The 11,759-nt window shown below is 64.8% G+C and carries 14 protein-coding genes and 1 pseudogene; 6 read left to right on the top strand and 9 right to left on the bottom strand.

What is annotated here, in order from left to right:
- Together KBY74_RS05450 and KBY74_RS05445 are read left to right on the top strand one after the other, a co-directional pair.
- A pseudogene (locus tag KBY74_RS05450) lies at positions 1–571 on the top strand (porin); the annotation flags it as partial.
- A 228-nt stretch (positions 572–799) separates the two neighbouring features.
- Entirely contained in the window at positions 800–1,447 is a 648-nt protein-coding gene (locus KBY74_RS05445; protein ID WP_396123097.1) for a DnaJ domain-containing protein, read from the top strand.
- 25 nt (positions 1,448–1,472) lie between these two features.
- On the opposite strand, the gene ndhO is transcribed toward KBY74_RS05445, so the two are convergent.
- Positions 1,473–1,745, bottom strand: coding sequence for an NAD(P)H-quinone oxidoreductase subunit O (gene ndhO, locus KBY74_RS05440; RefSeq protein ID WP_254941832.1), 273 nt, complete (start codon positions 1,743–1,745; stop codon positions 1,473–1,475).
- A 101-nt stretch (positions 1,746–1,846) separates the two neighbouring features.
- On the opposite strand from ndhO, the gene KBY74_RS05435 reads away from it, so the two are divergent.
- Positions 1,847–2,782, top strand: a complete 936-nt coding sequence (locus KBY74_RS05435) for a TIGR01777 family oxidoreductase (RefSeq protein ID WP_254941831.1) — start codon at positions 1,847–1,849, stop codon at positions 2,780–2,782.
- Here the strand turns inward: KBY74_RS05435 and KBY74_RS05430 are convergent.
- Genes KBY74_RS05430 through KBY74_RS05415 form a run of 4 tightly spaced genes read right to left on the bottom strand, consistent with a single transcriptional unit; the run spans position 2,739 to position 5,104 of the window.
- Positions 2,739–3,002 (bottom strand): hypothetical protein, encoded by a 264-nt coding sequence (locus KBY74_RS05430; protein ID WP_254941830.1) that lies wholly within the window; start codon positions 3,000–3,002, stop codon positions 2,739–2,741. The two genes, KBY74_RS05435 and KBY74_RS05430, sit on opposite strands and share 44 nt — an antisense overlap.
- Positions 2,999–4,225, bottom strand: a complete 1,227-nt coding sequence (locus tag KBY74_RS05425; RefSeq protein ID WP_254941829.1) for a lipid-A-disaccharide synthase-related protein — start codon at positions 4,223–4,225, stop codon at positions 2,999–3,001. Before KBY74_RS05425 ends, KBY74_RS05430 begins: the two co-directional genes overlap by 4 nt.
- On the bottom strand, positions 4,222–4,644 hold the full coding sequence (locus tag KBY74_RS05420; RefSeq protein WP_254941828.1) for a M48 family metallopeptidase: 423 nt from the start codon (positions 4,642–4,644) through the stop codon (positions 4,222–4,224). Before KBY74_RS05420 ends, KBY74_RS05425 begins: the two co-directional genes overlap by 4 nt.
- Before the next feature lie 49 nt (positions 4,645–4,693).
- Positions 4,694–5,104 (bottom strand): iron-sulfur cluster assembly accessory protein, encoded by a 411-nt coding sequence (locus KBY74_RS05415; protein ID WP_254941827.1) that lies wholly within the window; start codon positions 5,102–5,104, stop codon positions 4,694–4,696.
- A gap of 98 nt (positions 5,105–5,202) precedes the next feature.
- Between KBY74_RS05415 and zds the strand changes: the two genes are divergently transcribed.
- Genes zds through KBY74_RS05400 form a run of 3 tightly spaced genes read left to right on the top strand, consistent with a single transcriptional unit; the run spans position 5,203 to position 7,671 of the window.
- Complete coding sequence (gene zds / locus KBY74_RS05410) at positions 5,203–6,696, top strand: 9,9'-di-cis-zeta-carotene desaturase (RefSeq protein WP_254941826.1); 1,494 nt, start codon at positions 5,203–5,205, stop codon at positions 6,694–6,696.
- Positions 6,697–6,704: 8 nt separating this feature from the next.
- Entirely contained in the window at positions 6,705–7,148 is a 444-nt protein-coding gene (locus tag KBY74_RS05405) for an SRPBCC family protein (RefSeq protein WP_254941825.1), read from the top strand.
- Positions 7,129–7,671 carry a hypothetical protein gene (locus tag KBY74_RS05400; protein WP_254941824.1) on the top strand — a complete coding sequence of 181 codons (543 nt, stop codon included), beginning with the start codon at positions 7,129–7,131 and terminating at the stop codon, positions 7,669–7,671. Before KBY74_RS05405 ends, KBY74_RS05400 begins: the two co-directional genes overlap by 20 nt.
- On the opposite strand, the gene KBY74_RS05395 is transcribed toward KBY74_RS05400, so the two are convergent.
- The 4 genes from KBY74_RS05395 to rbfA are packed head-to-tail and all read right to left on the bottom strand — an operon-like array spanning position 7,628 to position 11,758.
- Positions 7,628–8,458, bottom strand: a complete 831-nt coding sequence (locus KBY74_RS05395) for a uroporphyrinogen-III synthase (RefSeq protein WP_254941823.1) — start codon at positions 8,456–8,458, stop codon at positions 7,628–7,630. The two genes, KBY74_RS05400 and KBY74_RS05395, sit on opposite strands and share 44 nt — an antisense overlap.
- Before the next feature lie 11 nt (positions 8,459–8,469).
- Positions 8,470–9,681 carry a glycosyltransferase gene (locus KBY74_RS05390; protein WP_254941822.1) on the bottom strand — a complete coding sequence of 404 codons (1,212 nt, stop codon included), beginning with the start codon at positions 9,679–9,681 and terminating at the stop codon, positions 8,470–8,472.
- Between the two features lie 45 nt (positions 9,682–9,726).
- Entirely contained in the window at positions 9,727–11,376 is a 1,650-nt protein-coding gene (locus KBY74_RS05385; RefSeq protein WP_396123096.1) for a glycoside hydrolase family 3 N-terminal domain-containing protein, read from the bottom strand.
- On the bottom strand, positions 11,366–11,758 hold the full coding sequence (gene rbfA, locus KBY74_RS05380; protein ID WP_254941821.1) for a 30S ribosome-binding factor RbfA: 393 nt from the start codon (positions 11,756–11,758) through the stop codon (positions 11,366–11,368). Before rbfA ends, KBY74_RS05385 begins: the two co-directional genes overlap by 11 nt.
- Position 11,759 lies beyond the last annotated feature (1 nt).

Here is an 11,759-nt window from a genome sequence, read left to right as displayed (position 1 = left end):
TTCCTCTTACTTTGAAGGGCCTCTGGGCAACTCCGTTGGTGGTGGTGTCGGTGATGGCAGCACCACCACCGTTCAGGTCGGCTATGCCGGTAAAAGCTGGGGTGCAGCCTTCGCCTACAACTACACCGAAGCTGCTTCTTCCTTCGGTTCTGTGAACTTCAACACTGGCCAGCTCTTTGGCTACGAAGTCAACGGCACCAACAACTACGGCTTCAGTGCCTACTGGCAGCCTGAGCAGTCTGGTTGGTTGCCTTCGATCAGCGCTGGCTTCGGCGCCAGCCAGTTCAACGGTTCCAATTCGTCTGACGACGCTTGGTCCTGGATGGTTGGCCTGCAGTGGGCTGACGCCATCATCAAGGGCAATGCCTTCGGCATCGGCCTGGGTGAAACCAACACCGAAGCCAACCAGTTCGGCTTCGAAATCTGGTACAAGTTCCAAGTCACCGACAACATCAGCGTGACCCCCGCGATCTTCTGGATCGAGAATGGTGGTGCTGACAACATCAACTTCGAGAACGTGTCCGCCCAGGACAGCTTCGGCGCTGTGCTGAAGACCACCTTCAAGTTCTGATCCTCAAAACAAACTGGACCGGATTCCTCACACATTTCCGGTCCTTCGTCCTCTACTTCTCAACACACACCTCGATCAACCCCGGCTCACGCCGGGGTTTTTTGTTGGGCAGCCGCAGCGATATCCGCAGGCAGTGGGGCTTGAGTTCCTAAAGTCATCAACAATTCCTTTGCTTGCGGAGGCCTCGCCCTGGCTGCTGCAGATCCCACTCTCGATCCTTATCGCGTTTTGGGTGTTTCACCCACTGCCAGCGGCGCTGAAATCAAGGCCGCCTACCGCGCCCTGGTGAAGCAGCACCACCCGGATGCTGGCGGCGATGACCGCACAATCCTGGCCCTAAATGCAGCCTGGGAGGTATTGCGCGACGCCGATCGCCGCCGCCGCCACGACCTCACAGCGCCCACCTCTTTAGATCCGGCTGGGGCCAGTTTTTCCGTGAAGCGAGCCCGTGCCCAGTCGACACGCAGCGCTGCCACTGACGCCGTGTTGCAGCAGTGGTTGCAGCAGGTGTATGGGCCGATTGATCGGCTTTTGGCTCAGGTGATCAACCCATTTCCAGCCCAGCTCAAGGCCCTTTCCGCCGATCCCTACGACGACACCTTGATGGAGTCATTCTGTGCCTTTCTTGAACAGGGCCAGGCCCGCGTCGACAAGGTCGAGTTGATCTACCGCTCTCAAGTATGTCCACCAGGGGGACAAGCATTTGCCCTCGATCTTTATCACTGCCTCAGCTTGGTGAAAGACGCTCTCACTGAACTGGAGCGCTACACCATGGGTTACGTGGATTCATACCTGCACGATGGTCGAGAGCTTCTGAAGCAAGCTCGCCTGCGCCGTCAAGACTTGCAGTCCCAGCGGCGGGAGTTAGGGATTTGAGCTAAAAGATTGCCCTCTTTTGGGTTTAATTACCAAAGGCTTCCAGTTGGTCTAGCCGCAGCCACACATCCGGCACCGGGCGTCGCCAGCGCAGCTGGGCATAGTCACCCTTGATGGCCAGGATTTCGCCAGGACCGTCCACCAAGTAGGCCGGCAGTTGCGCTTCGCTGGCGCTGGCTTCCAGGCTGCCGCTGTAGGCAGCTTTGTTTACCCGCACCAGGCTGCCCTTTTTGAGGGGTGTCTGAGCTGGCGTCTGTACTTGCGGCTGGGCGGCAGGTGCTGGGGCGGCGTCAGCCATGGTGCATTTGTCTGTTGGCTCAGGTTAAGGCGCTTCGGGCAGTCCAGACCAGCTCGTCTTAGTTGCAACCGCCTAGCCTCCCCCAAGCTGTTAGGTCTGAAATGCGGCTGCTGCTGCTGGGTTGTTCGGGGTTTGTGGGTCGCGAGCTGGTGCCTTTTCTGCTCGAGCTAGGCCATGAGCTGACCCTCGTGAGCCGTCAGTCCCAGCCCTTTCCGGCTCTGGTTGGTAAGAGACTGGCCTGCATACGCCTAGATCCGGCCGATGCGGCCAGTTGGGCCGATAACGGCCTCGATAGGGCCCTCTCTGAGGCGGAGGGTGTCGTGAACCTCGCCGGTGAGCCGATCGCTGAGCGTCGTTGGACCCCTGGCCACTGTCAGCTGTTGCTGCAAAGCCGCGTTCGCACAACTGAGCTGCTGGTGGCTGCCTTGGCGCGGCTGGAGCAGCCCCCCGCCGTGTTGGTTAATGGTTCAGCCGTGGGCTTCTACGGCTCCAGTACGCAGACGCGCTTCAGCGAGACCAGCCCAGCCGGGGGCGATTTTCTGGCCGAGATCTGCCAGCGCTGGGAAGCGGCCGCTGATCAGGTTCCAGCTGCTTGCCGGCTGGTGAAGCTGCGCATCGGCATCGTGCTGGGCCCCGATGGTGGTGCCCTCGGCAAGATGATGCCCATCTTCCGTTTGGGTTTCGGTGGGCCGGTCGGTACCGGACGCCAGTGGATGAGCTGGATTCATCGCCACGATCTCTGTCGCCTGATCGCTACGGCTCTTGAGGATGGCGCTTACAGCGGCGTCTACAACGCCGTTAGCCCGGAAGCCACCACCATGGGCCTGTTCGCCAGTGCCTTAGGCAAGGCCCTAGGGCGCCCCAGCCTGCTGCCCGTGCCGGGGCCGATCCTGCAGCTGCTGCTTGGCGACGGGGCCCAGGTGGTGCTGGAGGGCCAGCAGGTGCTGCCCGAGCGCTTGCTGGCCCAGGGATTCACTTTTCAGTATCCCCAGCTCAGCGCTGCCCTCGCCGCTGCCACCAACCCAGCACCCCGCTGAGCAGGGCAGCTCCCATCAACAAGCCAATTGCCGGGGTAAAAAGCGGTTCCCACAGCCGCTGAAACAACTCCAGGGGGGCTTCGATGTGTTGGCTGTGCAGGGTTACGGCCACGGCAAACCAAATTGCCCCGGCAATCACCACAAACACATCCACCACCAGCAGGGTGTCCATCGATCCCTTGAGTTGCTGCAGCAAGCCTGGAGGGGTAGGTGTGGTCATGGCAGCTCAGAGGCCTGATTAGGGCACAGCATTGCCATAATCGCCGCTGCCATCGCCTGGCTGCCGCCGGGCGCGCCGATTCGCTCCAGACCAATGGCGGCCAGGGACTGGCGTAGGGCTGGTCCTTGCTTGTGATCGCTTTGCTGCTCCAGCAGGCTTTGGACTAGCAGGGCACTGGCCCTCAGGGTTGCATCACTGCCGCTGCTGCCGGGGGCGCAGCGCACCCCTGGGCCAAGCAAGCGGCGCTGGGCTTCAGCAAAGCCCGCTGTGAATTGGGGGCCCTGTCCCACCAGCTGCAGCACTGGCTTGCCTAGCCCCACGGCCTGTTCGGCGGCGGTGCCAGCCATGCACAGCACCAGCTGGGAGGAGGCCAAGATCTCCCCAAACTGGCCCCAGCCAAGTTCAACTGCCAGGGGGCCGCGAACCAGCCGGTCGCTTGCCTCGAGCCGCCAGCCCAGGGGGCCGGCCAGCTTGGCAACGCGACTGCCGTCGAGCTCGGACACCAGGGCGGCGCGTAGCCGCAGGGGCTGGCTGCGCGCCCATTCCTCGGGCAGCAGGGCCAGCACCCGCAGCATCAGAGCGAAATTGCGCGCCGCTTCCGGCAGGCGGCTGCCTGGCACCAGCGCCAGCTCCAATTGCAACGCTGTTAGAGGCTGGAGTGATTCGCTTGTGGCGGCGCTCACCACGTCGAGGAAGGGATTGCCGAGGAAGACCACGGCACGGTGCAGTTGCTGGCTGAGGTCGCTGGCGGTGAGGGAATCGCGGCTCCAGATGGCTTTGATGCTTGCTTGGTTCAGCAGCCAGCCGCAGGGCCAGGGCAGGCGCAGGCGGCCTTCGTAGTGGCTGGAGTAAGCCACTAGATAAACGGCGCTGGGCAGGCCCGAGAGCCAGCTCCCCAGTACCGCGAGCACATCGCCCACGGCCACCACCAGGCCGTAGTGGCGGCGGCGGCGGCGTAGAAGCAATAGCCGGCCGAGCACATGGCCCATCTGGCCTTCCAGCAGCTCGCTGAGCCGTCCGCGCAGGCTGGTGTAGCCGAGGCCGCCCGTGCTGCAGCTGCGGGTGCGGCCCAGCACCGGCACGCCCCGCTGGCGATAGGGGCTGCCGTGACCCACCAAGGGCAGAGCCTCAACCGGAATGCCCCGCTGCATCAGCTCGGCAGCTACGAGGGCACCACTGAGGTCTTCCCCGTGGCCGTTGCTCAGTAGCAGAACCGGTTTCAACCCGCCAGCCAGGCCTTCAGCTTCTCCATGGCCTTCCAGCCTGGTTTGCGCACTAGGCCATCGGCGATCGACTTCTGCAGGTCGCCAGTCATCTCCGGCGCCATTGCCATTACCCGCTGCACAATTTCGACGTGTTCGCGGACCCCTTTGGCGCCCGTTTCCAGCATGGCCAGGCTCAGGTTGATGCGGGCCTGGGGGTCCTGGGGGTTAAGACGCACGGCGGTTTTGGCGGAGCGCAGGGCGGCTTGGGGCTGCTCATCGAGCAGCTGCAGCCAGGCCAGGCAGGTCCACCCCGCCGACTGGTTGGGGGACTGCTCGGTGATGGCGATGAAGCTATCGATCAATTCAGTGGGTGCCGCTCCCTCCTGGTAGCGCTGCATAGCCTGCTCGAACAGGGACGGTACGTCTGCTGAGGTCATAGGGAGGCGGCTTGCCTGGTCATCTGCTCAGATTGCCACCCGGCGTGCATTACACCGCAAACGAGCTGCCGCAGCCGCAGGTCTGGCTGGCATTGGGGTTGGTGAAGTTAAAGCCGCCGCCGATCAGGGCACTGGAAAAATCCAGCTGCATTCCGTAGATGTAGAGCAGGCTCTTGGGATCGCACACCACCGCGAAACTGGGAGCATCGGCAGGTTCGTAGGTGTATTGCTCGTCATCGCCCTGGATCGCGCTGGCATCGATGAAGTCCATCGTGTAGCTCATGCCGCTGCAGCCCCCGGAGCGCACGCCCACCCTCAACACCTTGGCCTCGCCCTGCTGGTTCATCAGCGCCCCCAGCTGCTTCATGGCCGGTTCGGTGATCAGGATCCCCTTCCCGTCTTTGGCGGTGAAGGTGGGTTGGGCCTGGGCTGCAACAGCTGGGACAGTTTCGGTACTCATCAAGATCTACGCCAGTTGCAACCACTGTATGGAGGCTCCCCGTTCGCTGCCTGGCGGAGTGTCTCCATAGAGTCAGCGCACTACTGAGGGTTGAAAGGGTGCAGGTCGCCATCGTGGGAGCGGGACTGGCCGGTTTATCTGCGGCGGTGGATCTGGTGGATGCCGGCCACCAGGTGGATCTCTACGAGGCCCGTCCGTTTCTGGGCGGCAAGGTGGGCAGCTGGGTGGATGAGGGCGGCAACCACATTGAGATGGGGCTGCATGTGTTCTTTTTCAACTACGCCAACCTCTTCGCCCTGATGCGCAAGGTGGGGGCGATCGACAACCTGCTGCCCAAGGACCACACCCACCTGTTTGTGAATACTGGCGGCGATCTGCGGGAGCTCGACTTTCGCTTCGCCCTTGGCGCTCCCTTCAACGGCTTGAAGGCCTTCTTCACCACTCCCCAGCTCGACTGGATCGACAAGCTGCGCAATGCCCTGGCCCTAGGCACCAGCCCGATCGTGCGCGGCTTGGTGGACTACGAGGGGGCCATGAAGACGATCCGAGCCCTGGATCGGATCAGCTTCCAGGAGTGGTTTGTGGGCCATGGCGGCAGTGAGCAGAGCATTAAGCGGATGTGGAATCCGATCGCCTATGCCCTGGGCTTCATTGATTGCGAGGCGATCTCGGCCCGCTGCATGCTCACGATCTTCATGATGTTTGCCTCCAAAACCGAGGCCTCCAAGCTCAACCTGCTCAAAGGCTCGCCCCACCGCTGGCTCACGGGCCCGATTCTCGACTACATCCAGCAGCGCGGCGGCCGGCTGCATCTGCGCCACCGGGTTACGGAGGTGCATTTCGAGGAGGGGGCAGCTGGCGTCGATGGCCAGCCCGCTACCCGGGTGAGCAGCCTCACTCTCGGCACCCCTGAGGGCGATGTCTCTGTAGTCGCAGACACCTATCTGGCCGCCTGCGATGTGCCTGGTATTCAGCGAATGCTGCCCCAAGCCTGGCGCCGCTGGCCCCTATTCGACAACATTTACAAGCTCGATGCGGTGCCGGTGGCCACCGTGCAGCTCCGTTATGACGGCTGGGTAACCGAGCTCGGTGATGGCGCCGCCGCCACCGCCGCCCGAGCCGATCTCAGCAGCCCCGCTGGCCTCGACAACCTGCTCTACACCGCCGACGCTGACTTCAGCTGCTTCGCCGATCTGGCCCTGGCCAGTCCCGAGGATTACCGCAAGCAGGGGCAGGGCTCCTTGCTCCAGTGCGTGCTCACCCCAGGTGATCCCTGGATTCCCAAGAAAACCGAAGATATCGTGGCCCACACCGACGCCCAGGTGCGCAGCCTGTTCCCTTCGGCCGCGGGCCTGAAGCTGGTGTGGAGCAACGTGGTGAAGCTGGCCCAGTCCCTTTACCGCGAGGCTCCCGGCATGGAGCCCTACCGTCCAGAGCAAGCCACGCCGGTAGCCAATTTTTATCTGGCCGGTAGTTACACCAAGCAGGATTACATCGATTCGATGGAAGGCGCCACCATGAGTGGGCGCTTAGCCGCGGCGGCGATCCTGGGAAGCCAGGCTGCGCTGGCGACCAACACCTCTGTTTCGTAGGAGATTCCATGGGCCGTTGGCTTGAGCACAGCGTCACCACAGAGATCCGGGCCTCGGTGGATCAGGTGTGGGAGGTATGGAGTGACTTGGAGGCGATGCCCCAGTGGATGCGCTGGATCGAGTCGGTTGTAACCGAGCCGGGCGATCCCGATCTCACCGATTGGACCCTGGCGGCCCAGGGCTTCCGCTTCCATTGGAAAGCCCGTATCAGCCAGCGGGTTGAGGCCCAGCAACTGCACTGGGAGTCGGTGGGAGGCCTGCCCACTAAGGGTGCGGTGCGCTTCTATTCCCAGGGGCCCGAGCTCACGGCGGTCAAGCTGAGCGTCAGCTATGAATTGCCTGGGGTCTTGGCACCATTGATGGAACCAAGCATCCTGGGTGGAATTGTGACCAAGGAGCTTCAGGCCAACCTTGATCGATTCCGTGATCTCGTTGAATCTCGCAACCCCTAAGTTCCTCGGCGCTGCCATCGCTGCAGCCCTGCTGCTGGCCTCGTGCTCTGGGGAGAAGCTCCCGCAGGCCTCCAGCCAGGCAACCTCGCCGCCTAAGTCGCAGCCGGCGTCCCCAGCACCAGCGCCTGTTGGGGCACCAGCTCCCTTGGCGGGACTGACACCCCTGCCCAGCTCCAACCAGGTGGTGGCTTCCGTTTCGTCAGGGCGTGTTGATCCATTTGCGCCCCTGGCGACTCCCGCAACAGCTTCCTCTGCCCGTCCAACACCGCTCAGCCTCCCCCCTGGCTTGATCTTCAACGGCGTGATTCGCTCCGGCGGCACCCCGGAGGCTCTGGTGCAGTTCGGTGCCGAGAGCGGCACCTTGCGGGTCGGTCAGAGAGGCGGCAGCACCACGGACTACAGAACCACGGACCACAGAACCACCCCCCTACTGCCGGCGGGTTGGAGCGTGGCCAGCATCGATGTTCAAAATGGTCGCCTCACCCTGCGTCAGGGCAAGCAGGTCGTGACGGCCGAGCTCTGAGGCTGCGGCCGCAGGCCTCCACTAGTCCGCTCAGGTCATGGGGATCGGCTTCAGCATCGACGCGGCCGAGTAGCTGCCGGCAGCGCTCGCTGGTTTGGGGTCCGATTGAAACCACGGCCACCCCCTCCAGCTGGCTGCTCCAGGTGGGCCCGAAAGCCCCTTTCAGCAGCTGGCAGGTGTGGCTCACGGTTTTGCCGCTGCTGAAGGTGATGGCATCGAGGCGCCGTTGCTCTAGGGCGGCCACCGCAGCGCTGGGTAAACCCTCTGGACAGCCGGTTTCGTAGGCGGCAACTTCAACCACCCGGACACCAGCAGCGGCGAAGGCATCCGCTAGCAGGGTGCGGCCGCCGCTCTGCACCCGGGGCAGCAAAAGGCGCAGCCCCCAACCCGAGACGGGAAAGTGCTCCAGCAGGCTGTCGGCCACAAAGCTGGGCGGGATGAAGTCGGCGGGCGATCCCAACGATTCGAGCTGAGCTGCGGTTTTGCGGCCTACCGCAGCGATCTTCAGGTGGCTGGGCCGCCGTGCCAGGGAGCGGCCGATGCGGCGCAGCCGCTGCTCCACGGCCTCAACGCCGTTGCCACTGGAAAAAACCAGCCAGTGGAAATCATCAAGCTCGGCCAGGGCATCATCGAGGGGCCCCCATTCACCTGGTGGGGTCACCACCAAGGCAGGGAGGTCGACCACCGTGGCGCCAGCGGCTTCAAACAGGCGCCGGGCTTCACCTAGCTGGGTTTCGGCCCTGGTCACGGCGATGCTGCGGCCGCTCAGATAGGAGTCAGAAGCCATGGCCAGGGGGATCACTGGTCATCCAGCTTGACCATGCTGCCCGCCTGTTGCCGCAGTGCTTCCGCTTCGCTTTGCCGGTTTTGCTGCTCCAGCAGGGAAATCGCCTGGCGGAAGCCGCTGCGGGCCCCTGGCACATCACCGCTGAGCAGCAGGGCAACGGCCAAGTTCTGCTGGGCGGCGGCCAGGCTTGGATCGCGCTCCAGTGCTGAGCGGTAGGCCGCGATTGCCGCCGGCAGCTGGCCGCGTCGCCGCTCGCTAATCCCCAGGTGCAGCCACCCGAGTGCCAGTTCGGGCGCTGCTGCGCAGGCCTGGCGACACAATTCGCAGGCCTCTTCCAGGGCACCCTGGCTCGTGGTGCTGGGCTCTTGCAGCAGGGCGGCCAGATTCAGCCGGGCCGCCAGGGTGAGCCGCGGCGGCAGGGGTAGCTCCAGGGCTTGGCGGTATAGCTGGCAGGCGTGCTTTGGGTCGCTGCTGCCCAGGGCGATCGCCAGGTGCAGCAGCAGCTCGTAGCGCTCGGGGTGGCGGCTGGCTGGACACCGGGCTAACCCCTGCTGCAGCAAGGCGATGCCGCGTTCGCGGTTGCCCTCGCTCACCTCCAGGCTGCCGAGCTTGGCGCAGGCGTAGGGATCCCCAGGATTGGCGGCAAGGTCGGCCTCCATGGCCTGGCGCAGCCGCTCTGCCTTGGCACCGCTGGCCAGCAGATCACTGCGGTAGCCATCGTGGGCTAGCGCAGGCACATCGCAATCCGCCAGATGCCAGTGGGGCTCCTTTTCCAGCAGGGCCAGCACGCTGTCATCCACCATCGAGTGGTAGGGCCGGCTCCAGTGGATGGCTGGATGGCGGCGAAACAGGCGGCTCACATTTGAGTAAGGCGACTGGGCCGCCCCCAGCTCCTGCCGCAGCAGGTTGATCAGCAGCAGATCCGGCTCGGCCATCAGGGCTTGGAGCGGCTGGCGGGCCTCGGGCAGCAGCCACTCGTCGGCATCGAGCACGAGCACCCAGTCGCCGTTCACGTGCGCCAGGGCCTCATTCCGGGCCGGCGCGAAATCCCCTGGCCAGGGCAGCTGGCGCACCACCGCACCGCAGCTCTCGGCGATGGCGATGGTGGCATCGCTGGAACCGGTGTCCAGCAGCACCATCTCATCGACGAAGCCCGCCACCGAGGCCAGGCAGCGCTCCAGCCGCTCGGCTTCGTTGCGCACGATCATCGAGAGACTGAGCATGGGCCGGATGGGGACGGGGCTGGAAACAGGCAGCTCGGCTCCGGCTCAGTCGGTGAAGCCAGCGCCCGCTTCAGTGTCTCCCAGCCCCAGTCCACTGCCCAGTCTTTGGAGAGCTTCGGCCTGCGCCAGGGGCATCTGGCCGGGGCTGTAGACGCCAGGGATGCCCGGCGGCAGAAGGGGGCGCAGCTCCTCCCAGAGGTAGGGGCTGCCGTACACCACCAGCCCCGCCAGCCTTCCGGCTTTTGCTAATTGACGCAGTGCCGCAGGCCAGGGCTCGGCGCTGCCGGCGCTGCCTCGGAAGGGATTGCCCCGCACAAACAACTGCAGCAGCACCTGTCCTGGGCCGAGCCGCTCCATGGCGAGAGGCGCGTCGGTGTCGGTGCCCCAAGGGCTGGGGCTGCGGGCCTCCAGCAGCAGGGTGCGCCAGCCGCGGGATTCGGGCCGAGCCAAGGCTGGAGCAGTGGCAGTTAGCACTGCAGCGGCTGCGGCCAAGGCCGAGTCGAGCCTGATCAGATTGATGCCGGCCTGGGGGGTGGCGGCGCCGCTGCTGCCCGCCGTCTCCATGGTGGCCCGCACCAGCTCCAGGGCCAGGACCTGGTTGGGTTGGGCGGCCGCCTCTGGATCGGCAACGGCCAAGGCCGCTTCAGGCCCAGCGCAGCGCTCCAGGGCCTGAAGGCGGCGCTCGGCACTGGCTTCCAGCTGCTCAACATTGAGCCGGCCGCTGGCCACCGCTTCAGCGATGGCGGCGATGGCGGCATCCGCATCGGCGGGCATCAAGACCAGATCGGCCCCGGCCTCCAGGGCCAGCACGGCCGCCTCCCCGGCGCCGTAGCGCCCGGTGATCGCGTCCATCACCAGGGCATCGGTCACGATCAACCCACCGAAGCCCAGCTGCTGGCGCAGCAGTCCGGTAAGCACCGGCTTGGACAGGGTGGCTGGCCGCTTTTGATCAAGCTCCGGCAGCATCAGGTGGGCGGTCATCACCGAGGCCACTCCAGCAGCGATCGCCTGTTGAAACGGCGGTAGCTCGATCGCCGCCAGCCGCTCGCGGCTGTGGGGCAGCAGGGGCAAGGTGATATGGGAATCGCTGCTGGTGTCGCCGTGGCCGGGGAAGTGTTTGGCGCAGCCGAGCACCCCAGCTGCCTGCACGCCCCGCACAAAGGCCGCTGCCAGCGCCCCCGCTGTGGCTGGATCTTCCCCCCAGGCCCGCACATTGATTACCGGGTTGGCCGGGTTGTTGTTGACATCGCACACCGGCCCCAGCACCCAGTTGAGCCCCAGGCCCCGGGCATCTCGGCCCGTGCACTGCCCGTAGCGTTCAGCTAGCTCAAGCGCCTGTTGGGGGTCGCGTCCGTAGAGGCGCCCCAGGGCTAGGGGTGGCACCAGCCAAGTGGCGCCGTCGAAACGCTGGCCCACTCCCTCCTCCACATCGGCGCAGAGCAGCAGCGGCTGACCGGCCCAGCGGCGCAGCTGGCGGCAGCGCAGGGCCACCTCGGCGGCGCTGCCGCCAAGCAGGATCACGCCGCCCACGCCAGCCTCCAACAGGCTGCGGAGCTTGTTGTTAGGCAGCTCCCAGCGGGGGTAGCCGCGTTGGTGGTCGGCGAGTTTGCCGCTGGCGCGCACCACGATCAGCTGGTGGATCAGGCGCAGCAGGGCTGGACCGGCGGTTTGGGTCGGGCTTGGTTCAGAGATCACTGGCTTCGGCGGGTTCGCCTTTCTCCTGCCGCTCGTCTTCTAGGCGATTGAGCAGCCCCAGCACTGTGGTGCCCTTTTCGATGCCTCGATCGAGCACAAACACCACCTCAGGGGTGCGCCGCATCTTCAGCCGCCGGCTCAGCTCACCCTTCACGAAGGCGCTAGCCGAACGCAGGCCTGCCATGGCTTGCTCCTTGTCGGAGTCGCTGCCGAAGACGCTCACAAAAATTTTGCAGTGCTGCAGATCGCCGGCCACTTCAACTGTGGTGACGCTCACCATCCCCTGGTTGACCCGCTCGTCCTTGATGCCGCCAATCAGCAGCTCACTAATTTCGCGGCGGATCAGGGAGGCCACCCGCTCCACCCGTCGGCTCTGTGCCATG

The sequence above is a fragment of the Cyanobium sp. A1C-AMD genome (assembly GCF_024346495.1).
GTDB lineage: Bacteria > Cyanobacteriota > Cyanobacteriia > PCC-6307 > Cyanobiaceae > Cyanobium_A > Cyanobium_A usitatum.
Note: the sequence above shows the minus strand (reverse complement) of the source record. Positions and strands in the feature narration are given on the sequence as shown.

Coding starts and splice junctions, on each gene's coding strand:
- ndhO (WP_254941832.1), bottom strand. CDS start 1,745: ATGGCTGACGCCGCCCCAGCACCTGCCGCCCAGCCGCAAGTACAGACG.
- KBY74_RS05415 (WP_254941827.1), bottom strand. CDS start 5,104: ATGAGTACCGAAACTGTCCCAGCTGTTGCAGCCCAGGCCCAACCCACC.
- KBY74_RS05435 (WP_254941831.1), top strand. CDS start 1,847: ATGCGGCTGCTGCTGCTGGGTTGTTCGGGGTTTGTGGGTCGCGAGCTG.
- KBY74_RS05405 (WP_254941825.1), top strand. CDS start 6,705: ATGGGCCGTTGGCTTGAGCACAGCGTCACCACAGAGATCCGGGCCTCG.
- KBY74_RS05395 (WP_254941823.1), bottom strand. CDS start 8,458: ATGGCTTCTGACTCCTATCTGAGCGGCCGCAGCATCGCCGTGACCAGG.
- KBY74_RS05420 (WP_254941828.1), bottom strand. CDS start 4,644: ATGACCTCAGCAGACGTACCGTCCCTGTTCGAGCAGGCTATGCAGCGC.
- KBY74_RS05390 (WP_254941822.1), bottom strand. CDS start 9,681: ATGCTCAGTCTCTCGATGATCGTGCGCAACGAAGCCGAGCGGCTGGAG.
- rbfA (WP_254941821.1), bottom strand. CDS start 11,758: ATGGCACAGAGCCGACGGGTGGAGCGGGTGGCCTCCCTGATCCGCCGC.
- KBY74_RS05430 (WP_254941830.1), bottom strand. CDS start 3,002: ATGACCACACCTACCCCTCCAGGCTTGCTGCAGCAACTCAAGGGATCG.